This window comes from Arthrobacter woluwensis (genome assembly GCF_900105345.1).
GTDB classification, from domain to species: domain Bacteria; phylum Actinomycetota; class Actinomycetes; order Actinomycetales; family Micrococcaceae; genus Arthrobacter_E; species Arthrobacter_E woluwensis.
In genome coordinates this window covers 2,798,468-2,821,971 of record NZ_FNSN01000003.1, presented here as the reverse complement: position 1 = coordinate 2,821,971, position 23,504 = coordinate 2,798,468, and the positions used below count along the sequence as shown (strand labels likewise).

Below are 23,504 nucleotides of genomic sequence, written 5' to 3'. Positions count from 1 at the left end.
CGGGCCGGCCTCGGACTCCGGTTCGTCCCGGGCCCGTTGCGGAACGGGGCACGTCCCAGCCGTGCCCCGTCTCAGAAGTGCAGCGGCGGCGCGTCCAGGACGGTCGCCGTCTCGCGGCACTGCGTCCACTGGCTGAACGGCGCGTCCAGCCGGTACTTGCCGTGTTCTTCCCGGATGAGGGTGCGGATCTCCGCGTTCCCCGGGTTGTTGAGCGATTCGAAATACTCCACGGACCAGTGGAACCAGCGCATGCAGAACAGGCGCATGGTGAGGCCGTGCGTGACCAGGAGCGTGTTGGGGGCGTAGCTCGGCTTGGACCAGTGGCGGTACAGGGTCTCCATGAAGCTGGAGATGCGGTCGTAGACGTCCGACCCCGACTCGCCTTCCCGGAACCGGTAGAAGAAGTGGCCGTAGGCGTTGCGGAGCTCCTTCTGGTCCGCGATGTCCCCGGCGATCTGGAAGTTGGCCCAGTCCTGCTCCCGGAGACGCGGTTCCTCGATGACGCGCTCGGTCAGATCGCCTAGTCCCAGGGCGTCCAGGGTCTGATAGGCCCGGAGGTACGGCGAGACGTAGACGCAGACCTGCTGTCCGTCCAGCTGCCGGCGGATCTTCTCGCCCGCCTGCCGGGCCTGCTCCACTCCGAGCTCGGTGAGCGGGATCCGGTAGTCCGGGACCCGGTTGTAGATCCCGGTGTCCACATTGGCCGCCGACTGCCCGTGCCGGATCATGATGATTTGCTGCGGCGCACTCATAGGCCCAGCTTAATCGAGCGGGGGCATTCTAGGCGCTTCGTTGTTTGACGGATATTCACGCGCCCACTGTGGAAACTCTCAGGATTCACGATGCGGTGATGGCATCTGGCCGCCACTGCTCGCCATTGACTCTTCAGCCAGCGGCAACTGCGCCACGGTACCTTGATCCAAGGATGGAGCATCCGACTCCGCGCGGGTTCGTTCATACTCGCGAAGCTCCTTGAAAAGCGGCCAGGTGAGCCAGTGATGCAATTTGATGACCCCAGATTTCCGGAGAACGGAAGACATCTTCAGAGCTTCATCCAATTCGTCAAGTAGTGTTAGTTTAGCCAGCTGGAATACCGGATTTAGTGCAGAAGTGTCCCAGCTCCTGACATCTTTAATATAGGAATCCGAGCTGCCGCCGTACTTCGCCGCAATCCACCCGTTCACAGCAAACCTTAGAGCAGAATCACTGCTCACAAACGCAGACCGATCCACAATGTTGCAGAGATCGGTGACAGCGTCGAAGCGGCCAGCGTGGAGGAGCCGGTATGACACCTCTGATACTACGAATGATTCTAAGTATCGTCGGGACCGATCGTCCCGAACAAACTTTGTCCCCAGGTTTAGAGCGAGACAGGTCCCAACTGCGATAACTCGATTTGAAGCGGCGATTAGATATGCTGGGTCGACGATTAGTTCTCGACCCAGAACTTCGTCGGCGGAATCGGCGCCAATGGAGCTCACATACTGTTTAGATGCGATGCCAGCATTGTGAACGATCATATGGCGTCGCTGAAATATCTCAATGACCGCTGAGCTGCGAGCTAATTTGGGAACATCGATGTGTACCTTTGAATCGAGGAAATCTAGCCAATCAGAGTAGCTTCCGAACAGAAGCTTGTCCACATACTGGTTTATCTGATGGTCTTTGAAATCCTCAAGTGTTTCGAACTGGGCAACTTCTTTCCAGCTATAAGTCGTGCCCGAATTGCTGATTATAATAGGATGCTTTGAAATGATCTCGCGCATGAGGTTCCCGATGAGAACCTCGAAGTCCGCGACGATGCTCGTTAGAATTGATGCCCAGAGGCGACTCGAACTCTTTTTGATTTTGCTGTCGAGGATTCCTTTGAAGAGCGCACGGGTGTAGCCGCCTCTGCAGTCTTTCGGAATTCGACTCAAGAAGTCCGCGAGATCATCGTCAATTTGGTCTCTCGGCGCATTTTCTCCCTGGTCGTTATCGGCACTCGAGCTCGAGCTGGGCGATAGCTTTGACAGAACTAAATCCCAGCCTTCGTCGACTAATGAGGGATCCACGTGCGGAAAGTTGTTCTTGATGTCGCTTTTTGCGCGCGCTTTGCGGTCATTGATATCAGCCTCGCGCTCGAGGATGAATTCGGAAGTGTACAATAGATCTTCTTGGTTCGACTGAAACCGATCCAGTAGATAGATTAGTTTCATGGCAAGAGGGTCTAGCTCGGGCATTTCGGAAGTTTCGATTTTTTTGGACACGGTTCCCCCAGTGTTGTGCTATTGCTGGCCTGTTTCTGGACTATACCAGATCTGTGTTGTTTGGATTCGTGTTCGCGCACCTTTTTTCGAACGGTTTGAGCCTGGACTTCCTAAACTGGCGTATGAGCTTAGACCGAATTTGATGGCGCTCGGGCCCCGGGGCGCCGCTTGGTTTGGTTGTATCTCTTGCGGTGGATTACGTGACTGTCATATCGCGAACTTCCCTTGAAGGTGGACCTAGTTTTCTGACTGTCCATGCGGGATCGGCGGAGTGTGCGCGTGTCCGCGGCGCGTCACTACAGTGGTGACATGCCACGCGTGAAGCCGTCCCCGCCGTCGTCGTCCCTGGACTGGGAGCCTCTCGCGGACGTGGGACGACGGCGGCGCCTCTGGTGGGAGATCGCGCTCGTGCTGGGGCTGTCGCTGGGGCAGTCGGCGGTGTACTCAGTGGTGCAGCTCGCCGACAAGCTCAGCCGCGGTCCGCTCTCCTCCGCGACGTCCACCCTGAACCCGTCCCGCAATCAGCGGGAGTTCTTCGATCTGCTCTACCAGCTGCTGGACATCGTGTTCTCGCTGGTGCCGGTGCTGCTCGCCTTTTATCTCCTCGCCACCTTCCTGCCCTGGCGCGGCGAGGCGGGGCGGAAGCCCTGGCGGGGGATGGGCTTCGACCTGGCACGGCCGGTGCGCGACGCCGGGACGGGCCTGGCGCTCGCGGTCGGTCTCGGAGCGGGGACGCTGGCACTGTACGCGGCAGGCAGGGCGCTCGGCGTCACCACGGCGATCATCCCGGCCGCGCTGGACGCCCACTGGTGGACGGTGCCGGTCCTGGTGCTGTCCGGCATCCGGCACGGCGTCCTGGAGGAGACCCTGGTGGTCGGCTACCTGTTCCGGCGGCTCGGCCAGCTGCGCTTCTCTCCGCTGTGGATCGTGCTGGCGAGCGCCCTGCTGCGGGGCAGCTATCACCTGTATCAGGGATTCGGGCCGTTCCTCGGCAATGTCGTGATGGGGCTCGTGTTCGGCTGGGTGTACCTGAAGTGGCGGCGCGTGATGCCGCTCGTGGTGGCACACGCCTTGCTCGATGTGGGGGCTTTCGTGGGTTACGACCTGTTCGGCAAGGCGATCGGGCTGGGCTGAACGCGGACGACGGCCCGGCCCGGGCACCTGGCCGGACACCCTCACACCCGTGCCGTCAGCGGGCGCCGAGCAGCTCTGTGCTGAGCGCCGTGGCCAGGTCGTCGAAGCCGTTCAAGCGCTCCCTGGCGGCCGGTGACACCGTGCCCGTGCCCTGGCCGCGGTCCGGCAGAGCCGACATCTCCAGGAACAGCAGGCCGGGAGCATCCTGCGTGGTGTCGGCGATCAGAGCGGTCCGCCGGGTGTCCGGAGCTCCGCGGAGGGCTTCGCCCGCCATCGTCTTGGCGGCATGCCCCGCGAACTCCGTGTCGCGGGCGGTGCGGGTCTGCGTGAGCAGCTTTCTGCTGTTCAGGGGCAGATCCGCCACGGCGCCGACCCGCACCACCAGGCTGTGGCTCGGTTCGACGAACTCGCACAGCACCGGGAGGGCTGTGTCGTCCAACGCGCCGTTCTCCGGCGCTGCGGCGGTGACGGGTTCCAGTGACGACCCCGCGATCCTCTGGACCGTGGCGGACGCGGCCGCACACAGGGTGTTGGCATCGGCTGCTCCGAACGCGACGGTCTGCCGCGGGTCGGTGGGCGCGGCGGCCTCCGTGGCCGGTGCGCACTTTCTGAGGTCCTGATCCACCACGTGGGCGCAGGCCCCGACGGCGGCGGTGTCGGGTTCCGTGACCGCGTACACGAGGGGTGTCTTCGCCAGGGTCTGCGGCGCCGCTTTGGCAAGGACGGGGACGAGCTTCTGCGCGAGTGCCGTCGCGTCGGCGCACGTCACCGCCTCGGCTTGCGCCTGAACGACACGGCCGCTCACGGCGGTCTGGTCCGGCCACGCATCCCAGAGCAGCGTGCAGCCCGCTCCGGAGTCCTTCCAGAACAGCACGTCGGCACCGGCGATCCTCCGTACCTCGCTGTCCTCCCAGCCGCCGCCGGTGCGCAGCTCGGCCAGGGGCGGGCGGTACGCCAGCGTCAGGGCCTGCCGGGTGTAGACGGGTGGGCCGCCCGGGGTCGCGGCGTCCCTCCAGACACCGCATTCGGCGAGGCTGCCGGCGAAGGCCTTGCGCGGTGCCAGGGCCTGCCCGGCCGGGAGCGGGCCAAGGGCAGAGGACAGGACATCGCACACGGAGACTCCGGGCCGGGTGTCCTTCCGCGCGAACGACGCCGGATCGTCCAGCAGTCGGGGCGCGACGGCTTGGGCGTAGGCCTCGGGCTGTGTGCAGTCGTAGGCGCCGTCGGGATCCTGGGACCAGGTGATGGCATGCCCGAAGTCGACCGGCAGGCTGATGGTGCACCGGCCGGCCGCCTTGCTGGAGCGATAAGCCACCACGCCACCGAGCTCGATCCGCTCCTGCCAGTGCCGTTGGGATGCGGTGCTGTCCGCATAGCTGACGGCCTGCACGCCCCGGTCCTGGACCCGGCAGTCGAACGGGGTGGTGCTGACGAGTCCGGGTTTCTGCCTGAAGCCGGCGGTGATGCGGGACTCGAGCAGGGCGCAGGGATCGACGGCGGCCAGCTGCCGCCGGACGGCGGCCTGGTCGCGGTCGGGGTTGCCGGCCGGCACAGCGCGCGGCGTCACGGACGGCTGGGGCGGCGCCGGCCGCCCGCCGTCGGGGGTGCACGCTGTGACCAGCACGGTCAGCAGTGCGAGTGCGGCTGCGAGCGACGTTCTCTTCATGGGCCCTCCCTCTGGGCTCTGACACCACGCCCGCGCCGGCGGGCATGGCCTGATCAGCGAGCGGCTCCCCGGACCGCCGGGAGGCCGTGGCCCCGTCGGTGCGTGGCGCCGTCGCTGGTGGACTCATGGTACTGAACACGGGACGCCCCGAAAGAGGGGTGGCACCGGGGTACGACGAAGGCCGCCGCTCCGCGCGATGCGGAACAGGCGGCCTTCAGACGGCGTGGGCGGGTGAGCCTCAGAGGGTCACGGAGCCGTTCGCCGTTTCGAAGGTCACGGACATGATGCCGGGGGTGCCGTGCGGAGCGATCCACTCCACGGCGACGTCCTCCAGCGGGTTCTCCACTTCCTCGCCGAGCCACTCGGTCACGCGTTCCGCGGAACCGGCGATGGTGAGGCTGGAGACCCGGACGTCGCTCGGGTACACGAGCGACGGGTGGAGGGTGGAGTCACCCTCCCACTTGAGCATGTACGGCACCTGCGGGTCCGCGATGAGACCCAGGATGCCGATCTGCTTCCAGATGAGCTCGCGGCCGTCGGGGAACTTGCGGTTCCCGGGGACGGCCTCGCGGCCCAGACGTGATTCGAAGGGGGCCAGGTCGTCCACGGCGACGCACCAGCCCATCCACCCACCGCCCATCGCGGAGCGGGCCCGCACGGCCTGGCCGAACGGTGCCTTGTCCGAAGCGGGGTGGTCCAGGACTTCCACGACCTCAAGATATTTGTGGTCGGCCAAGGGGAAGATCATGTTGCGGGTGCCGAAACGGGGGTGTACCCCACCGCGCACCGCGTGCAGTCCAAGAGCAGCAGAAATGCGCTCCGCCGTGGCCTCCAGGCCATCGCGTTCACAAGCGTAAGAAACGTGATCCATGCGCATGGCATCATCCTTGCACTTTGTGACTAGGCACTCAGCTTAGGGTTACCTAAGTCACGCGACGGCGGCGGAATGCCGGAGGCCCGGGCGGATTTCCCCGGTTCCGGGCCCGGGTGTCCAGGCCCGGAACGCGCGGTCAGGGTGCCCGCCGGCTGGTGGGCCGACCGCAGAGGTTCCTGGCCGGAGACGCCCGTGGAGCCGTTTCATGCCCCGATCAGTCGCAGACCCGGATCCGTCGCAGACCCTGATCAGTTGCAGACCCTGACGTGGCGGTAGCCCAGGACCTTGTCCCCGGCCCTGTTGTACACATTGGCCGCGATGCCGACGCACTTGCCCCTCATGTTCGCCAGCTGGACCCCGCCGGCGTAGTACTCGTAGATCCCGTGGTCATGGGAGTACACCGAACTCGTGGCGATGTTGAGCTGGAGGTTGCTTGCGCCGGACTTGTTGTCGTAGAGCATGGCGCAGGCCGTCCCGCCGTTCTTGGTGGAATACCAGTACTCAATGGTGGCGGTGGTGCCGGCAACCGAGTACGGCCCGTGTTTGATCCCGGTGCATTGCTTCACGACCTGGCCGTGCTGTTCCAGCGTCCCGGCGGACGCCGGAACGCTGGATGCCAGCAGGCCCGCCAGGGCGAGCCCGGCTGCGGCTGCGGTCGCCAGGAGGCACCGGCCGAACCGCCGTGCGTGATGTGTCTGAATCCCCATGATGAAACTCCTCGATGGTGCGGGTGAGTGATGGTTCAGAGTCAACCCCACCGCACTGCGGAGGGGAATGGGCAGACCTCCCCATCCGCACCGCCCGCCGCACGCGACGCCTCTGGGACGTTCTGTGACGCACCCCTTTTCCGCGCTCCCTCCGGCCCCCTACCCTGGGTTGCAGGTCATGAGTGCCAGCATCGAGCCCCGGCTTGCTGGCCGGCAACCCTCCGTCCGCGGCGGGGTGCCCCGGGTGAAGACCAGGCGGGTCGGCATGCAGGCCGGCACGCAAGCGCGGGCCGTGGGCGCCGTCTCCTTCCACTCGGGAAGGCTGACGCCGCGATGGTGGGGGAGACCGTTCCTGGCCCTTGAAATCTAAGGAAAGCCATGACCAACAACTGGTCCTTCGAAACCCGCCAGATCCATGTCGGACAGGAGCCGGACGCCGTCACCGGCGCGCGGGCCCTGCCGATCTACCAGACCACGTCCTTCGTGTTCCCGAGCGCCGAGAGCGCCGCCAACCGCTTCGCACTCGCCGAGCTGGCGCCCATCTACACCCGTATCGGCAACCCGACCCAGGACGCCGTCGAGCAGCGCATCGCCAGTCTCGAAGGCGGTCTGGCGGCCCTGCTGCTCAGCTCCGGCCAGGCCGCGGAGACGTTCGCCATCCTCAACGTGGCAGAGGCCGGTGACCACGTGGTGGCCAGCCCCAGCCTGTACGGCGGCACCTACAACCTGCTGGCCAACACCCTGAAGAAGTTCGGCATCGAGGTCACCTTCGTCGAGGACCCGGACAACCTGGACCACTGGCGCGCCGCCGTCCGTCCGAACACCAAGCTCTTCTTCGCCGAGGTCGTCTCCAACCCGCGGCAGGACATCCTGGACATCGAAGGTGTGGCCTCCGTGGCGCACGAATCCGGGGTCCCGCTGATCGTGGACAACACCCTCGCCACCCCGTACCTCATCCGGCCGCTCGAGTGGGGCGCGGACATCGTGGTGCACTCGGCCACCAAGTACCTGGGCGGTCACGGCAGCGCGATCGCCGGCGTGATCGTGGACTCCGGCAAGTTCGACTTCGGCGCGGACCCGGAGAAGTTCCCGGGCTTCAACACCCCGGACGAGAGCTACAACGGACTCGTCTACGCCCGTGACCTCGGCGCGGACGGAGCGCTGGGCGCCAACCTCAGCTACATCCTGAAGGCCCGCGTGCAGCTGCTGCGTGACCTCGGGTCGGCCGTCAGCCCGTTCAACGCGTTCCTCATCGCACAGGGTCTCGAGACGCTCAGCCTTCGCGTCGAGCGTCACGTCGAGAATGCGCTGAAGGTCGCAGAATTCCTGGAGGCGCGCGACGACGTCGAACGCGTCGCGTATGCGGGCCTGCCGAGCAGCCCGTGGTACGAGCGGGGACGCAAGTACGGGCCGAACGGCATCGGCGCCGTGGTGGCGTTCGAGATCGCCGGCGGACTCGAAGCCGGCAAGGCGTTCGTGGACGCGCTGGAACTCCACTCGCACGTGGCGAACCTGGGCGATGTGCGATCCCTCGTCATCCACCCGGCGTCCACCACGCACGCTCAGCTGAGCGAGGCCGGTCAGCGGGCCGCGGGCGTCACCCCGGGCCTGGTCCGTCTCGCGGTGGGCATCGAGCACATCGACGACATCCTCGCCGATCTGGACGCCGGTTTCCGGGCCGCGAAGGCCGCCGTCTGAGTCTGCCGTCGGAGTCCCTGGGGACATCCGCAGGGCCGCGCATTCTTCGGAATGCGCGGCCCTCGACGCCTTCCAGGCGAACATAAATCCCGAGGGGCTGTCTCATGAAGCGTCATCTTCAGAATCGGCCCCTCCCGATCCTTTACACTGGTCCGAGAGTCACGAGTGCCAGCGCCAAACCCCGGTTCGCTGGCCGGCAACCCTCCTCCTGCGGTGGGGTGCCCCGGGTGAAGACTCGGCCCAGCGCCGGCCGGCGCGGGCAAGCACAGGAATAGAGGCCCCATGACCATCGCTGCATCCCGTCCACTGTCCACCGCGCGGGACACCACCACCCGCGAGGAGCGCGACGCCGGCGCACGCCACGGCGTCCAGCGCACCGCCGTCGTCGGGCCGCTGGAGCTGGAGGCCGGCGGGAAGCTGCCGGACGTCACCCTCGCGTACGAGACCTGGGGGACGCTCGCGCCGGATGCCGGGAACGCCGTCCTGATCCAGCACGCCCTCACGGGAAGCGCGCACGTCGCCCAGGGGGACACGGACGAGGAGGGCTGGTGGGACGGCCTGGTCGGTCCGGGCCGCGCGATCGACACGGACCGGTTCTTCGTGGTGGCCGTGAACATCATCGGCGGCTGCAACGGCAGCACGGGACCGTCGAGCCCCGCGCCCGACGGCAAGCCGTGGGGTTCCCGCTTTCCGTTCATCACGCTCCGCGACGCGGCGGTCGCCGAGGCGCGGCTCGCGGATCAGCTGGGCATCTCGCAATGGTTCGCGGTGGTCGGTGGGTCCATGGGCGGCGCGCGAGCGCTGGAATGGGCCGCGGGATTCCCCGAACGGGTCCGGAAGTGCGCGGTGATCGCGATCGGCGCCCACAGCACCGCCGAACAGATCGCGCTCGCCCAGGCGCAGACCCTCGCCATCCGCCAGGACCCCGCCTTCCGGGACGGCGACTACTACGACGGTCCGGCCCCCGAGGCGGGCCTGGCCCTGGCACGCCGGATCGCGCACATCTCGTACCGCAGCGAGGCGGAGCTCGAGGCCCGCTTCAGCCGCAAACCCCAGGAGGGCGAGTCACCGCTCAACGCCTCGGCCCTCGCCGAACGGGGCCGGTACCAGGTGGAAAGCTACCTGGATCATCAAGGCACCAAGCTCGTCCGCCGTTTCGACGCCAACAGCTACATCGCGCTGACGGAAGCGCTCATGAGCCACGACGTCGGACGCGGCCGCGGGGGAGTCGAGGCGGCCCTGGCGGACAGCCCGGTCGAGTTCTTCGTCGCGGCGGTCGAGTCCGACCGCCTCTACCTGCCCCGGCAGTCGGAGGCCCTCGCGGCCGCCCTGCCCGGCGACGTCACGGTGCACCGGATCGCCTCGGAGATCGGCCACGACGGCTTCCTCACCGAGGCCGACCAGCTCGGCGCGCTGCTCGGCCGGACGCTGTTCGCGTGACTCCCGGCTTCTGGTCTTAGGGCCGCTGGTTCTCCTGGGGCCGGGTTCGCGGCCTCGGAACCAGAACCCGGGTGGGTCCGCTGTTCCGGTGCCACCTTGGCTGAGTCCGCTATCGGGGGTGGCTTGCCTGGCTGAGTTCGCTATCGGGGTGTTGAGTTCGCTACATCAGGTAGCGGACTCGCGCCTTGGATAGCGGACTCAGCGGCGGCGGACGGACTGGGTCCATAGGAGTGAGCCCGGGCCCGGCCGGAGACGCTTCCGGGACGGGCCGGGCTCCCGGTGTAGGCTCCGACCATGGCCCTGGAAAACCTGCTGCTCCGTCTCGACCGCATCGCCGGCGGCCGCCAGTCCGGCGTCCGCATCGGGGAGCGGCAGCGGCTCCATCCGAAGACGCGGCGCGCTTTCACCTGGGTCTTGTGGCTTCTGGTGCTGGAGCTCGTGCTGGGGGTGGGGGCCGTCGGCGTCGCGCTGGTGCTGTCGAGCAGCGGCGAGCCGGTGCCGTTCGCCGTCTGGATGCGTACCGTGGTGGTGCTCGGGATGACGGCCACCCTGTTCTACTTCGCCTGGCGCGCGACCAAGGGCTGGTACTGGGCGTACCAGCGGCTCCGACTCTTCGCGCAGATCTTCCCCGTGGTCACGCTCGTCATGGCCGCGATCCCCGGGCTGTATCCGCTGTGGATGGTGACCGAGCAGATTGTGTTCAGCCTCATCATGATCGGCATCGCCGACTTCCTCACGAGCGATCACATGAGGACCGCGTTCCGGAAGCCGGGCGCGCCCCGGGACCTGGGTCCGGAGGACCGGGACCTGGACGATCAGGCCCCGGATGCGTCCTGAGTCAGAGCTCCTGACCCGGCAGGAACACCGGCCCGGGCACCGGGCGCTTGGGCTGGATGCCGTCGCCCGAGGACTGGTGCCGCAGGCGCCGCAGAACCCACGGGAACAAGTGCTCGCGGGCCCACAGGAAGTCCTCGGTGCGGGCGGTGCGCCAGGTCTTCTCCGGCAGAGGCTTGGGGGAGAGCGGTTCCAGGGTGTGCTGGACGTTCAGGGCGTCCAGGACCATCGTCGCGATGGTGTGGTGCCCGAGCGGTGAGAAGTGCAGGCGGTCCTGGTCCCAGTACTGCGAGCCGGCGAGCTGCCGCAGCGACCACATGTCCGCGATCACGGCGTCGTGCCGGGCGGCGACGGTGCGCAGGTTCTCGTTGTAGATGGCCACCTTGCCGCGGAGCGGGCTCAGCACGGTCGAGACCGTGTCCGGGCCGTTGAACAGCACCACCGTGGCGCCTTCGGAGGCGAGGCGGCCGACGGCGGCGTCCAGCGTGTTGGCGAGGGCGTCGGGATCACCGCCGGGACGGATGAGGTCGTTGCCGCCGGCGGAGATGGTGATCAGATCCGGCTTGAGGTCCAGACAGGGGTCCACCTGCTCATCGATGATCTGCTGCAATAGACGCCCGCGGATGGCGAGGTTGGCGTAGGCGAAGTCCGGGTGCCCGGCACTCAGTTCCTCCGCCACGCGGTCCGCCCAGCCGCGGTGACCGCCCGGGCTCGCGGGCTCGGGGTCGCCGATGCCCTCCGTGAAGGAGTCGCCGAGGGCCACGTACCGGGACCACGGGTGGCCGCCGTCGCCCTGCTGCTGGGCCTCAGGAGACGTGGCCGGCGCGGGAGATACCGGCCCTGAAGATACCGGCCCTGAAGATAACTGAGAGGAGTCGCTCATTCTTCCCATCATGCCCCCGGGCGGCCCGGTTACGCCACCGTAGCTTCCGGAACGCGCCGTCCTCTTCGGCGGGGCCGATCAGGACGTGATGGCAGAATACGAGCCATGAGTCTTGACGCCCCAGCCTTCCCTGAACCCACGGTCCTCTGGTCCGTCCCCGAAGATCAGCGGCAGGGGCGGCCACTCTTGGTCCTCCTGCACGGCTACGGCGCCAACGAGGCCGATCTGTTCGGCCTGGCGGATCAGCTCCCCGAAGAATTCGTGGTCGCGAGCGTGCGTGCGCCCCTGGCCATGGGCCCAGGCTTCACCTGGTTCCCGCTCACCGGGTCCCTCGACTACTCCTTCGACGCCGTGAAGGACGCGACCGAGTACGTGCTCGACTGGCTGGACGGCGTGCGCGAGGAGTTCAGCTCCGTGAGCCTCCTCGGCTTCTCCATGGGCATGGCGATGGCCACCAGCATGTGGCGCCGGCGCCCGCAGGACTTCGCGGCGATCGTGGGGCTCTCAGGTTTCGCCGTGGAGGGCGGCACGGACTGGTTCCGTGACGCGGAGCTGGACGGCAGCACACCGTTCTTCTGGGGCCGTGACCCTCAGGATCCCGTCATCCCGCGGGACCGGATCGATTTCACCGCGGCCTGGCTGCTGGGCAAGGCGCGCGCCACGAAGGTGCAGTACAGCGGCGTGTGGCACGGGATCAGCCCTCAGGAAGTGGGCCACGTCGCCGAATTCCTCGGCTTCGAGGTGCTCAGCCCGCAGCGGTGATGCGGACGCTCTGACCGTTGACGCTCACCACGTCGCCGGCCGTGAGCTGACGGCCCCGGCGGTCCTCGATGTCGCCGTTGACCTTGACCAGCCCGTTCTTGATGAGCTCGGTGGCCTCGACGCCGTCGTCGGCGAGGGAGGCGAGCTTGAGAAGCTGACCCAGGCGGATCATCGAATCCCGGATCTCGATGGTGTCGATGCCGTCCGGCTCAGGAGAAGTCATAACCCCATGATGCCCTACCCCACGGAGGAACCATGACCATCCCCCTCTATCTCGGGAGCTACACCGAGGACGGCTCCGGCCGCGGCCCGGGCGTGCAGCGCGTGACGGTGGACCCGGTGGAGGGGGAGTTGACCGTGCTCGCCACGAGCGACGGTGTGCGGAACCCGTCCTTCCTGCTGCGCGGGCCGGGCGGGCGCCTCTTCGCCGTGGAGGAGCTCGACGCCGGCCAGGTGGTCGAGCTGGATCCGGAGACGCTCGCGGTCAGGGCCCGGGTGAGCAGCGGCGGGTCGTCGCCATGCCACCTCGGGCTGGCCGGAGGCCTCCTCCTTGTGGCCAACTATGGCTCCGGGACGGTGTCCGGCCTCTCGCTGGATGAGCCGTGGGGCGCCGAGCCGCTGTGGACGGTGGGCCAGGAGGGCGCGGGCCCGGTGGCCGGCCGCCAGGAAGGTCCCCATGCCCACTCGACCATCGCGCTGGGCGACGACCGTTTCCTCGTGGCGGACCTGGGGCGGGACCGGGTCGACGAATACCTCCTGGGTGAGGGCGGTCCGGAGCTCGTGGGCGGGCTGGGCCTCCCGCCCGGCACCGGTCCGCGGCATCTGCTGCTGGACCGGCCCGCTGCCGACGGCGCCGTGGTCCTCCGGGTGGTCGGTGAGCTCGACGCCGCGCTCCACCGGGCCGTCCGTGCCGCGGACGGGTCGTGGGACCTGGCCGGGCCGCCCGTGGCGTTGGCTCCCGGTCACGAGCACGCCTATCCGAGTGAGATCACCGGCCACCCCGGCTCCGGTGAGCGGGCACTCGTGGTGGGCGTGCGCGGGAGCGACACGCTCGCCGTCGTCGCGCGCGGGGGACTCGGGGAAGGAGAAGGGGAGGAGCGCCTGCTCCGCACGCTTCCGTGCGGCGGTGCGTGGCCCCGTCACCTGGCCTGGGCACGCGACGACGACGGCGCCCCGCACCTCTGCGTCGCGGCGGAACGCGGGCACCGGCTGAGCGTGTTCGTCCCCGGCCCGGACGGCGATCTCACCCCGGTGGGCGGCGTGGGGACATTCAGCCCGACGTACGTGCTGCCGGTAGGCTAGGACGTGTGTCCCCTGCGGGGGACCGGCACGAGTATCCGCACCCGGACCGCACCCAGCGGCCCGCTTTCCCTGGAGTTGTTCATATGGCAGCAAAGTCCACCCTCGATTCGGTCATCTCCCTCGCCAAGCGGCGCGGATTCGTTTTCCAGGCCGGTGAGATCTACGGTGGATCGCGCTCCGCGTGGGACTACGGCCCCCTCGGCGCCGAGCTCAAGGAGAACATCAAGCGCCAGTGGTGGCAGACCTTCGTCCGCGGCCGCGCCGACATGGTCGGCCTCGACTCCTCCGTGATCCTGCCGTCGAAGGTCTGGGAGGCCTCCGGCCACGTCGCCACCTTCACCGACCCGCTGGTCGAGTGCCTCTCCTGTCACAAGCGCCACCGCCAGGACCACCTCCTGGAGGCGTATGAGGCGAAGAAGGGCCGCGCCCCGGAGAACGGCATGGACGACATCGTGTGCCCCGATTGCGGCACCCGCGGTGAGTGGACCGAGCCCCAGAACTTCTCGGGCCTCATGAAGACCTACCTCGGCCCCATCGACGACGAGTCCGGCAAGCACTACCTGCGCCCGGAGACGGCCCAGGGCATCTTCGTGAACTTCGCCAATGTGGTGACCGCCGCCCGCAAGAAGCCGCCGTTCGGCATCGGCCAGGTCGGCAAGGCGTTCCGCAACGAGATCACCCCCGGCAACTTCATCTTCCGCACCCGCGAGTTCGAGCAGATGGAGATCGAGTACTTCACCCCGCCGGCCGAGGCGCCCGCCGCGTTCGAGGAATGGGTCGAGGCCTGCTGGAACTGGTTCGTGGACCTGGGCATCAACCCTGAGAACATGCGCCGCTTCGACGTCCCGGACGGCGAGCGTGCGCACTACTCGGACCGCACCATCGACATCGAGTACAAGTTCGGCTTCGCCGGCTCCGGCTGGGGCGAGCTCATGGGTGTCGCCAACCGCACCGACTTCGACCTGAAGAACCACATCGAGCACTCGAAGCAGGACCTCTCCTACTTCGACCAGGCCTCCGGCGAACGGTACGTCCCGTACGTCATCGAGCCGTCCTTCGGCCTGACCCGCTCCATGATGGCCTTCCTGGCCGATGCCTACACCGAGGACGAGGCTCCCAACTCCAAGGGCGGCGTGGACAAGCGCACCGTCCTGAAGCTGGACCCGCGCCTGGCTCCGGTCAAGGCCGCCGTGCTGCCGCTGTCCCGCAACGAGCAGCTCTCCCCGCTGGCCCGCGAGCTCGGTGACAAGCTGCGCAAGCACTGGAACATCGACTTCGACGACGCCGGCGCGATCGGCCGCCGCTACCGCCGCCAGGACGAGATCGGCACCCCGTTCTGCATCACCGTCGACTTCGACACCCTCGAGGACAACGCCGTGACCATCCGCGAACGCGACACCATGAGCCAGGAGCGCGTCTCCCTGGACCAGCTCGAGGCCTACCTGGCCGGAAAGCTGCTGGGCGCCTAGCATGACCATCCAGTACCGTCCCTGGCGCGAAGGCGATGACCTGGAACTGCTCCAGCTGTGGGGGGATCCTGATTCCCCGGCAGCGGGGCAGTTCCGGGCGTCCTTCGCGCCGTCCGTGGGCAGCATCGACGGAGGCAGCGCGAACGGCGAGCCGTGGCGCCAGTGCATCGTGGCCGAGGACGTGGTGGACGGTGTCGCCATCCCGGTCGCCGCGGGCGTGGTCTACGAGACCGCCCTGCACAGCGAGCGGCTCTGGTCCTACATCGAGGTCTCCCGCGATCACCGCGGGCACGGCATCGGCTCGAGCCTCCTGGTGATGCTGCGCCGCGAGGCCGAACTCTCGCCTTCGGGCGTGACGGCCCTCCGGTCCAAGGTCGCCGTGGGCACCGACGGCGCGGGTTTCGCCGCGTCCGCCGGGCTCGAGCCCATCCAGCGTTCGCGCCTCGTGGAGGTCTCCGCGGGCGCCCTGAAGCTCCCCGTGTTCGACGGCGAGGGCGAGGACGCCGGCAGCGACATCATCATGGACCTCGCCACGGGGTCCGTGGAGCTGACGCAGGTGGTGGGCCGCTACTACCGGGAGGTGCACTCCTGGGACGACCCGGGCGAGCTGTCCCTCGGCACGGTCCAGCGGCTCTTCCTCGACGACCTCTCCGGAGCCCACGGCGCGATCGTGCTGCGGGCCAAGCCGGAGTCGGCGTTCGGCAGCACCGTCTCGCCGACCCGCAAGGGCAGGATCCGCGCCTTCGCGATCAGCTACGCGGCGCCGGGCACGGGGGAGGAGCTGCAGGAGGGCGCCACCGACGTGTTCCTGGGCCACGACCCTGCCCTGGACGCGGAAGACGCGGCCGAGGCGGTCCGTGACCTGCTCTCCCTCATCGCCTACCCGCACCCCGTGGTGCTGGAAGTGGACGATTCGATGACGGCGTTGCGCGCCGCCGTCGAGCCCCTCCTGGAGTCGGGCGAGGCCCGGCAGCTGGGGGCGGACGTCCTGGTGGTCAGCGACAAGTAGCGGCGGAACCGACAGGAGCGGAGCGGACCCATGGGTGCCGGACATTCACACGGCGGGGGCCACTCGCACGACGACGGCGTGGCTCCGTCCGCGGAAGCGGCGGCGGCACGCCGTCGGGCCGGGTGGATCCTGGCCGCCATCCTGGTGCCGGTCACCGTCCTCACGGTGCTGGGCATGGTGCTCCTGTGGCCTTCGGGCAAGCACGAGGATCTGCGCCTGAGCTCGCCGTACTCCACGGCGCCCGGCGTCAGTTTCGACACCGGCAAGGTCATGAGCGTCACCAAGGCTTCCTGTTCGGGGAGTTCCCCCGATGCGCAGCCGGATTCGAGCCAGAACGGCTCTGGCCAGAGTCCCGCGCAGAGCCCCTCACAGAGCCCCTCCCAAGGCGCCTCGCAAGGCTCCGGCCAGAGCGGCTCCACGCCCGGCGCCAGCCGTCTGACGTCCTGCTTCTGGGCCGTGACGCAGCCGGACGCGGGCGGTTCGCCGGTCCAGGTGGTGTTCAACCCGGAGGTGTCCGCCTCGGATTCCGTCCACCCCGGTGACGGGATCCGGTACCTGAACCTCTCGCAGGTGCAGGGAGCCTCGGCCGGGCATGCGCCGTCGTATGTGTTCGTGGACTTCGTCCGGTCCGCACCCATCGCGATCCTCGCCGTGCTGTACGCCGCCGTGGTGATCCTCGTGGCGCGCTGGCGGGGTTTCCGCGCACTGCTCGGGCTGGGGGTGGCGTATCTGGTGCTGGCGTTCTTCCTGCTGCCGGGCCTGGTGGACGGCAAACCCGCCATGCCGCTGGCGCTCACGGCGTCGACGGCCATCCTGATCGCGGTGCTGTACTTCGCGCACGGTTTCTCGGCCAGGACCTCCACGGCGCTCCTCGGCACGATCTTCGGACTGCTCGTCACCGCCGGCCTGGCCCTGTGGGCGACCGATGCCGCCAAGCTCCTGGGCATCGGCAGCCACGAGGCGTCCACCCTGGTCAACACGAGCGGGACCATCTCGATCTCGAGTGTCATCCTGTGCGGCCTGATCGTGGCGAGCCTGGGCGCGCTCAACGACGTCACCATCACCCAGGCCTCCGCCGTCTGGGAGCTTTACGAGTTCTCCCCGGAGACCTCGGCGCCCAAGCTGTTCGCCTCGGCCATGCGGATCGGCCGTGATCACATCGCGTCCACCGTCTACACGATCGCCTTCGCCTATGCGGGCGCCGCGCTGCCGGTGCTGATCATCGTGATGCTCTACGAACGGCCGTTCCTGGACACCCTGACCAGCGCCGAGCTGGCCGAGGAAGTGGTGCGCACCCTGATCGGCTCGATCGGCCTGGTCCTCGCGATCCCGCTCACGACGCTCGTGGCCGTCCTGGTGGTCAAGGCGACGAATCTGCACCGCCACGCCGTCGACGCCGAGCAGCCCCTCACGCGCCGCGAACGCCGCGCCCTGGGACGCTGAGCCATGCCCCGCTCGGTTGAGTGCTCAGTTGTTGCGGGTGTTTTCGCCGAACACCCGCAACAACTGAGCACACAAGGCAACTGACCACGCAAGGCCGGGAAGCGGGTCCTAGAAGTGGGTGCCGCCGTCGATCCGGATCTCGGTTCCCGTGATGAAGGCGCCGTCCTCGCTCGCGAGCATCGCGACCACGCCGGCCACCGTCTCGGGGCCCGCGAAGCCCTCGCCGAGTGCGGGGGAGAGCTTCAGGAAGAGGCGCATGTCGGCGTCCTCCGGAAGGCCGGGGCCCACGCTCTGACGGCTCTGGCCGCTGCCGTCGGTCATGCCGGAGGAGATGGAGCCCGGCTGGACCGCGGTGAAGCGGATGCCCGCCGAGGCATACTCCGCGGCGAGAGCGTGGGTCATGGACTGCACGCCGCCCTTGCTGGCCGCATAAGCCGCCATATAGGGGTGCGCGAACGCCGCCGACGTGGAGCTGAAGTTCACCACCGCCGCACTCTTGCCGTCCTGGAGCGCGGGGATCGCTTCCCGGATCACCAGGAACGTCCCGACCAGGTTGATGCGGATGACCTGCTCGAAGGATTCGAGGGTGGTCTGCTCGGTGTGGGAGGAGCGCAGGATCCCTGCCGCGTTGACCAGGGCGTCCAGGCCCCCCAGGAACTCGACGGCCCCGGAGACGCCGGCCTTGACCGAGGCCTCGTCGGCGATGTTCATGACCACGGTCTTCAGGCGCGGGGCGGCGTCGCCGGCCTTGGCCACGGTGTCGGCCAGGCCGGCCTCGCTCACATCGGCGGCGACGACGGTGCCGCCTTCGGAGAGCATCCGCAGCACGGTGGCCTGCCCGATGCCGGAACCGCCACCGGTGACGAGGGCGCGGCGGTCTGTATAGCGAAGCATGATGTTCCTTTCGTTCCGGGTGGCCGAAGGACTGCTCCGGTCTCCACTGGCTGGGCCTGGCGGTGTGGTCGGCCCCGTCCTGTCAGCATACGCTTTGTGGCACGTTGTGCCAATACGGCATGATGTGCCGAGCTTCGGGTTGCTGGGTTACGATCACGGGGTGGAAACAGAACAGCCCAGCCTGAGGGAGCGCCGTCGCGCCCAGACCCGGAGGGAGCTCGCCGCCGCCGCGGCCGAGCTCTTCACCGCGCAGGGGGTCGTGGCCACCACGGCCGAGGAGATCGCCGCGCGTGCCGCCATCTCCCTGCGCACCTTCTACCGCTACTTCCGCACCAAGGAAGAGGCCATCGCGCCGCTCCTGGAGATCGGGGCCGAACGCTGGCAGGATGCGTTGCGCGCTGTGCCCGCAGGGTCGGACGGCAAGGAGGCCGTGACGGCGGCGATCCGACATGCGCTCACGCCTCAGGACCGGGAGACCGCGGACGGGATGGAGCTCGTGCGCAACCTCCTGATCGCCGCGGAGGAGGATGCCGAGCTGGCCGGGGTGTGGGCCGTGGTGAACGCCCGTTCGGAGCGCGAACTCCTGGCCGTCATGGCGGACCGGTTCGGCGCCGCGAACAGTCTGCTCCTCAGGCTCCACGCCACCGCGGCCACCGCGGCCGTCCGGGTGGGGCTGGAAGCGTGGGCGGCGGATGTGAGTCCCGCCCCCGGGGACGACGACGGCAAGCCCGGCCACCCGGCGTCGTCGCTCGCGGTCGAGGCCTTCCGGAGGCTGTCCGCCGGCCTCTGAACAACGCGCGGCGCGCACGATTTGCGCCGTTGCGGGAGAATGGTGGGGTGACCCTTGAAGCACTTCCCACCAGAATCGAGCTGCCACCCCTGAAGCTCGGCGACATCACCGTGGACACCCCCGTGGTGCTCGCGCCCATGGCCGGCATCACCAACAAGGCCTTCCGCCGGCTCTGCCGCGAGTTCGGCGGCGGCCTCTATGTCGCGGAGATGGTCACCTCCCGGGCGCTCGTGGAACGCTCCCCGGAATCACTCCGGATCATCGAGCATGACGACGACGAGGAGGTCCGCTCCGTCCAGCTGTACGGCGTGGACCCCGTCACGGTCGGCGCCGCCGTCCGCCTGCTGGTGGAGGAGGACCGGGCCGACCACATCGACCTGAACTTCGGCTGCCCCGTCCCGAAGGTCACCCGTCGTGGCGGCGGTTCGGCGCTGCCCTGGAAGATCGACCTGTTCACCGCGATCGTCCAGACCGCCGTGCGTGAGGCGTCCAAGGGGGACATCCCGCTGACGATCAAGATGCGCAAGGGCATCGACGAGGATCACCTGACGTACCTCGAGGCCGGCCGCATCGCCCGCGACGCCGGAGTGGCCGCCGTCGCGCTGCACGGCCGCACGGCGAGCCAGTTCTACTCCGGCAAGGCCGACTGGGACTCCATCGCCCGGCTGCGCGAGGCCCTGCCGGACATCCCGGTGCTGGGCAACGGCGACATCTGGAGCGCCGAGGACGCCGAGCGCATGGTCCGCCAGACCGGCGTCGACGGCGTGGTGGTCGGCCGTGGCTGCCAGGGCCGACCGTGGCTCTTCGGCGATCTGCAGGCCGCGTTCGACGGCCGCGAGGACCGCATCCGCCCGGGCCTGCGCGAGGTGGCGGACGCCGTGTACCGGCACGCGGAGCTGATGATCGACACCTTCGGCGATGAGGGCAAGGCGCTGCGGGACATCCGCAAGCACATGGCCTGGTACTTCAAGGGCTACGTCGTCGGCGGGGACCTGCGGGCTCAGCTGGCCACGGTGCCGGACCTGGCGACGCTGCGCGGACTGCTCGACCAGCTGGACATGGAATCCCCGTACCCGGGAGCCGACGCCGAAGGCCCCCGTGGCCGCGCCGGCACCCCGAAGAGGACCGCGCTCCCGGACCGCTGGCTCGAGAGCCGCAGCCTGAACGACGAGCAGCGCGCCACCATCAAGGCGGCCGAACTGGACGTCTCGGGCGGCTGACGCCCCAGCGCGCCCGGCGGACGGCAGCGTTCCGGGCATGACGGATGTCATGCCCGGAACGTGACGCACGGCCGGGGTCCTCGCATCCCCTCCACGGTCGAATGGATACCGAGGGAGAGCACAGGCTCTTCCGGATCCATCCGGCAGACGGGGAATGCGAGGACATGATGAGCCAGTCACTGGCCGTGGACGCCCAGGGCCTCCACAAGAGTTTCGGGACGGTGCAGGCCGTCCGCGGCCTGGACCTGCAGGTGAAGCCCGGCGAAGTCGTGGCCTTCCTGGGCCCGAACGGCGCGGGCAAAACCACCACCATCGACATGATCCTGGGGCTCTCGGAGCCGACGAAGGGCAGCGTCACGATCTACGGTGGCACGCCCCGTCAGGCGATCGCCCGGGGCCAGGTGGCCGCCGTCATGCAGACGGGCGGGCTGCTGAGGGACATCACCGTCAAGGAGACGGTCCAGCTCACGGCCGCGATGTTCGACTCGCCGCGCCCGGTGGCGGAGGTCCTGGAACGTGCCGGCATCGCGAACCTGGCGGACCGCCGGGTGGAGAAGTGCTCGGGCGGTCAGCAGCAGCGCCTGCGCTTCGCGATGGCCCTGGTCTCCGACCCCGGCCTCATGATCCTCGATGAGCCCACCACCGGCATGGACGTGACCGGCCGCCGCGACTTCTGGCACGCCATCCGGCAGGACGCCCAGCGGGGCCGCACGGTGGTCTTCGCCACCCACTATCTGGACGAGGCCGACGCCTACGCGGACCGGATCGTCCTGGTCCGCCAGGGCCGCGTGGTGGCGGACGGCACCGCCGCCGAGATCAAGAACCTCGCGGCCGGACGCACCATCCGCGCGGCACTGAGCCACGAGGATCCGCGGCTGGTCCGGCTCCCCGCCGTGGATTCCATGGAGTACGACGGCGCCCGGGTCACCATCCGCTCCCAGGATTCGGACACCGTGCTCCGCTTCCTCCTGGCCGAGACCGACGCGCATGACGTCGAGGTCAGCGCCAACAACCTCGAGGACGCCTTCGTGGCCCTCACCAGCGACGACGCCGCATCCGCCGTCGAGTCGACCCCCACTGGAAACGAGGCCCGGGCATGAGCACCACCACCGGCACCACCAGGGACCCGCAGGCCGCCATCCAACTGGTCGACCGCAGACCCGCCGCGGGAGGAGTCAACGGCACCTTCCTGTGGATCGAGATCAAGCGGCTTCTGCGCAACCGCCGCACCCTGATCTTCACCATCGCCATCCCGGCCCTGTTCTTCGCGATTTTCGGCCTGTCGAACAAGAATCAGATGCTCCCGGGCGGCACTCACAGCTACGGGGAGTACATCCTCATCAGCCTCACCGTGTATGCGGCGATGACCTCGGCCACGGCGTCCGGATCGCAGGTGGCGGTCGAACGGGCCCAGGGCTGGTCCCGGCAGCTCCGGCTGACACCGCTGCGTCCTGGGGCGTACATCCTGGTGAAGGCCGCGGCCGCCCTGGCCATGAGCCTGATCGCCGTCGTCGCGCAGTTCGTGATCGGCGCCCTCTTCGGCGTCCACCTCGACGCCGCGACCCTCGTCGTGGCGGGCCTCGCCGCCTGGCTGGGCTCCCTCGTCTTCGCTGCGCTGGGCCTCATGGTCGGATATCTCATGCCGAGTCAGAACGTCATGCAGCTCCTCGGCCCGGTGCTCGCGATCATGGCGATGCTCGGCGGGCTCTTCATGCCACTGGAAGTCATGGGCAGCACCTTCGCGGACATCGCGCGCTTCTCACCCGCCTACGGGATCGGACAGATCGCCCGCAGCCCCTTGACCGGGAACTGGGACTGGATCTGGGTGGTGAACGCCGTGGTCTGGCTCGCCATCTTCGTGACCGGCGCCGCCCTGGCCTTCCGCAAAGACACCAAGCGCGTCTGAGCCCTAGATTGGTTCTCATGGAAGACACACGGGAGTCACCCGGCCGATGGGCGAGCCGGCGTTCCGGGGCCGGGCCCCGGAACTGGCTCATCGGCGCCGGGTTCTCCCTGCTGTTGTGGACGTGGCCCACCTACACCACGGTCTGGGCGGATCCGGCCGACCCGCTCGGGAACAAACTGCTGATCACGGGCCTGACCGTGCTCTTCTTCGCCTGCTATGCCGTCGGTCCGCTGTACGCCTGGTCGCGGAGGAAGCCTGAAGAGCGCGTCGTGGCAGCGGCCGTGGTCCTGGTGGTGCTCCTGGTCAGCAACGCCCTGGTCGTGCTCACCCTCGGCCTTCCCGGGCTCTGGACGTGGACGTTCGTGGCCTGCGCCGCGGCCATGCTGCCGCTGCCCGCCCGGTGGCGTACGGTGTCGGTCTTCGCCCTGGCCGTCGGCTCCCTCCTGCTGCAGTCGGCCGGCGGGCAGCCGGAGGCGGGGTTCATGCAGGCGTCGCTGGTGCTGTCCCTCGGCTTCATGATGATGGCCTTCGCCCGGCAGATCCAGCTCCGGCAGCAGCTCGAAGCCACCCGGAAGGACCTCGCGGTCGCGGCCGTTGCCGCCGAACGGGACCGGATGGCGCGGGACATGCACGACATCCTGGGCCACTCCCTGACCGTGGTGGCCGTGAAGGCCGAACTCGCGGGCCGGCTGCTGGAAGCCGACCCGGCCCGTGCCGCCCGCGAGCTGGAGGACATCGAGGACCTGGCCCGGGGAGCGCTCGCCGATGTGCGGGCCACGGTGGCCGGGTACCGCGGGGTGAACGTCGTCTCGGAGCTGGCCCAGGCCCGCGGCGCTCTCGCCTCCGCAGGGATCGAGGCGGACCTGCCCGGCTCCGTGGACGAGGTTCCCGCGGCACACCGGGAACTCTTCGGCTGGGTGGTGCGCGAAGGCGTCACCAATGTCGTCCGGCACTCCCGCGCGGCACGCTGCCGGGTCACCGTGTCCGCGGACGGCGTCCAGGTGGACGACGACGGCGCGTGGCGCCCCGCGCTCGCCGTCGCCGCGGGAGCCTCCGGGGGCGGCCGCGCGTCCTCCGGCGGCACCGGGGGCCCGGCGACTTCGCATTGGAGCGGACGGGGCTCCGGATTGGACGGTCTGGCCGAACGGGTCAGGCAGGCGGGAGGGACCCTCAGCACGGGTCCCTCGGAACTGGGCGGCTTCCGCCTGACGGTGGTGATGTAGT

General features: G+C 68.6%; 22 protein-coding genes and 2 riboswitches. Of the genes, 14 read left to right on the top strand and 8 right to left on the bottom strand.

Translation table 11 applies throughout. The annotated features are described in order from the left end of the window. Window positions 1–71 precede the first annotated feature (71 nt). A complete protein-coding gene (locus tag BLV63_RS13555) occupies window positions 72–752 on the bottom strand; it encodes a histidine phosphatase family protein (RefSeq protein ID WP_066215119.1) in 681 nt (226 codons plus the stop codon). 78 nt (window positions 753–830) lie between these two features. Further along, window positions 831–2,249 carry a hypothetical protein gene (locus tag BLV63_RS18380; RefSeq protein WP_139244698.1) on the bottom strand — a complete coding sequence of 473 codons (1,419 nt, stop codon included), beginning with the start codon at window positions 2,247–2,249 and terminating at the stop codon, window positions 831–833. Window positions 2,250–2,558: 309 nt separating this feature from the next. Between BLV63_RS18380 and BLV63_RS13550 the strand changes: the two genes are divergently transcribed. After that, window positions 2,559–3,383 carry a CPBP family intramembrane glutamic endopeptidase gene (locus BLV63_RS13550; RefSeq protein WP_082724220.1) on the top strand — a complete coding sequence of 275 codons (825 nt, stop codon included), beginning with the start codon at window positions 2,559–2,561 and terminating at the stop codon, window positions 3,381–3,383. Between the two features lie 55 nt (window positions 3,384–3,438). Here BLV63_RS13550 and BLV63_RS13545 read toward each other — a convergent pair whose 3' ends face one another. The 3 genes from BLV63_RS13545 to BLV63_RS13535 all read right to left on the bottom strand — a co-directional run bounded on the left by BLV63_RS13545 (window position 3,439) and on the right by BLV63_RS13535 (window position 6,630). Further along, on the bottom strand, window positions 3,439–5,049 hold the full coding sequence (locus BLV63_RS13545; RefSeq protein WP_066215121.1) for a hypothetical protein: 1,611 nt from the start codon (window positions 5,047–5,049) through the stop codon (window positions 3,439–3,441). Window positions 5,050–5,287: 238 nt separating this feature from the next. Next, window positions 5,288–5,926 carry a VOC family protein gene (locus tag BLV63_RS13540; protein WP_066215123.1) on the bottom strand — a complete coding sequence of 213 codons (639 nt, stop codon included), beginning with the start codon at window positions 5,924–5,926 and terminating at the stop codon, window positions 5,288–5,290. A 245-nt stretch (window positions 5,927–6,171) separates the two neighbouring features. Then, the gene (locus BLV63_RS13535) at window positions 6,172–6,630 is read right to left on the bottom strand and encodes a hypothetical protein (protein ID WP_066215125.1); all 459 of its coding nucleotides are present in this window, start codon (window positions 6,628–6,630) and stop codon (window positions 6,172–6,174) included. A 174-nt stretch (window positions 6,631–6,804) separates the two neighbouring features. Further along, a riboswitch (SAM riboswitch) is annotated at window positions 6,805–6,922 on the top strand. An 86-nt stretch (window positions 6,923–7,008) separates the two neighbouring features. Between BLV63_RS13535 and BLV63_RS13530 the strand changes: the two genes are divergently transcribed. From BLV63_RS13530 to BLV63_RS13520, 3 genes are all read left to right on the top strand, one after another. Continuing rightward, window positions 7,009–8,328: a bifunctional o-acetylhomoserine/o-acetylserine sulfhydrylase gene (locus BLV63_RS13530; RefSeq protein ID WP_066215128.1), complete on the top strand. Its 1,320-nt coding sequence runs from the start codon at window positions 7,009–7,011 to the stop codon at window positions 8,326–8,328. A 157-nt stretch (window positions 8,329–8,485) separates the two neighbouring features. Continuing rightward, window positions 8,486–8,600: riboswitch (SAM riboswitch) on the top strand. A gap of 10 nt (window positions 8,601–8,610) precedes the next feature. Further along, entirely contained in the window at window positions 8,611–9,768 is a 1,158-nt protein-coding gene (gene metX / locus BLV63_RS13525; protein WP_082724205.1) for a homoserine O-acetyltransferase MetX, read from the top strand. 294 nt (window positions 9,769–10,062) lie between these two features. After that, a complete protein-coding gene (locus tag BLV63_RS13520) occupies window positions 10,063–10,605 on the top strand; it encodes a hypothetical protein (RefSeq protein ID WP_074784312.1) in 543 nt (180 codons plus the stop codon). Window position 10,606: 1 nt separating this feature from the next. Here BLV63_RS13520 and BLV63_RS13515 read toward each other — a convergent pair whose 3' ends face one another. Then, window positions 10,607–11,485, bottom strand: coding sequence for an SGNH/GDSL hydrolase family protein (locus BLV63_RS13515; RefSeq protein ID WP_082724206.1), 879 nt, complete (start codon window positions 11,483–11,485; stop codon window positions 10,607–10,609). A gap of 105 nt (window positions 11,486–11,590) precedes the next feature. On the opposite strand from BLV63_RS13515, the gene BLV63_RS13510 reads away from it, so the two are divergent. Beyond that, entirely contained in the window at window positions 11,591–12,247 is a 657-nt protein-coding gene (locus BLV63_RS13510) for an alpha/beta hydrolase (protein ID WP_066215133.1), read from the top strand. Here the strand turns inward: BLV63_RS13510 and BLV63_RS13505 are convergent. Continuing rightward, complete coding sequence (locus BLV63_RS13505; RefSeq protein ID WP_066215134.1) at window positions 12,231–12,470, bottom strand: RNA-binding S4 domain-containing protein; 240 nt, start codon at window positions 12,468–12,470, stop codon at window positions 12,231–12,233. The two genes, BLV63_RS13510 and BLV63_RS13505, sit on opposite strands and share 17 nt — an antisense overlap. Window positions 12,471–12,502: 32 nt before the next feature. Here BLV63_RS13505 and BLV63_RS13500 point away from each other — a divergent pair, with 32 nt between their 5' ends. The 4 genes from BLV63_RS13500 to BLV63_RS13485 all read left to right on the top strand — a co-directional run bounded on the left by BLV63_RS13500 (window position 12,503) and on the right by BLV63_RS13485 (window position 17,470). Next, a complete protein-coding gene (locus BLV63_RS13500; RefSeq protein ID WP_066215135.1) occupies window positions 12,503–13,549 on the top strand; it encodes a lactonase family protein in 1,047 nt (348 codons plus the stop codon). 83 nt (window positions 13,550–13,632) lie between these two features. Continuing rightward, on the top strand, window positions 13,633–15,018 hold the full coding sequence (locus BLV63_RS13495; protein WP_066215137.1) for a glycine--tRNA ligase: 1,386 nt from the start codon (window positions 13,633–13,635) through the stop codon (window positions 15,016–15,018). 1 nt (window position 15,019) lies between these two features. Further along, window positions 15,020–16,027 (top strand): GNAT family N-acetyltransferase, encoded by a 1,008-nt coding sequence (locus BLV63_RS13490; RefSeq protein WP_066215139.1) that lies wholly within the window; start codon window positions 15,020–15,022, stop codon window positions 16,025–16,027. Window positions 16,028–16,057: 30 nt separating this feature from the next. Then, window positions 16,058–17,470 carry a YibE/F family protein gene (locus tag BLV63_RS13485; protein ID WP_066215141.1) on the top strand — a complete coding sequence of 471 codons (1,413 nt, stop codon included), beginning with the start codon at window positions 16,058–16,060 and terminating at the stop codon, window positions 17,468–17,470. Window positions 17,471–17,578: 108 nt separating this feature from the next. On the opposite strand, the gene BLV63_RS13480 is transcribed toward BLV63_RS13485, so the two are convergent. Then, window positions 17,579–18,364 carry an SDR family NAD(P)-dependent oxidoreductase gene (locus BLV63_RS13480; protein ID WP_066215143.1) on the bottom strand — a complete coding sequence of 262 codons (786 nt, stop codon included), beginning with the start codon at window positions 18,362–18,364 and terminating at the stop codon, window positions 17,579–17,581. Window positions 18,365–18,524: 160 nt separating this feature from the next. Between BLV63_RS13480 and BLV63_RS13475 the strand changes: the two genes are divergently transcribed. The 5 genes from BLV63_RS13475 to BLV63_RS13455 all read left to right on the top strand — a co-directional run bounded on the left by BLV63_RS13475 (window position 18,525) and on the right by BLV63_RS13455 (window position 23,503). Then, a complete protein-coding gene (locus BLV63_RS13475; protein WP_074784584.1) occupies window positions 18,525–19,154 on the top strand; it encodes a TetR/AcrR family transcriptional regulator in 630 nt (209 codons plus the stop codon). A gap of 47 nt (window positions 19,155–19,201) precedes the next feature. Next, window positions 19,202–20,374 (top strand): tRNA dihydrouridine synthase DusB, encoded by a 1,173-nt coding sequence (gene dusB, locus BLV63_RS13470; RefSeq protein ID WP_066215147.1) that lies wholly within the window; start codon window positions 19,202–19,204, stop codon window positions 20,372–20,374. Between the two features lie 167 nt (window positions 20,375–20,541). Continuing rightward, entirely contained in the window at window positions 20,542–21,474 is a 933-nt protein-coding gene (locus BLV63_RS13465; protein ID WP_139244697.1) for an ABC transporter ATP-binding protein, read from the top strand. Next, window positions 21,471–22,280, top strand: coding sequence for an ABC transporter permease (locus tag BLV63_RS13460; protein WP_066215150.1), 810 nt, complete (start codon window positions 21,471–21,473; stop codon window positions 22,278–22,280). The genes BLV63_RS13465 and BLV63_RS13460 overlap by 4 nt, the downstream gene beginning before the upstream one ends. Before the next feature lie 17 nt (window positions 22,281–22,297). Further along, window positions 22,298–23,503: a sensor histidine kinase gene (locus tag BLV63_RS13455; RefSeq protein WP_066215151.1), complete on the top strand. Its 1,206-nt coding sequence runs from the start codon at window positions 22,298–22,300 to the stop codon at window positions 23,501–23,503. Window position 23,504: the final 1 nt, after the last annotated feature.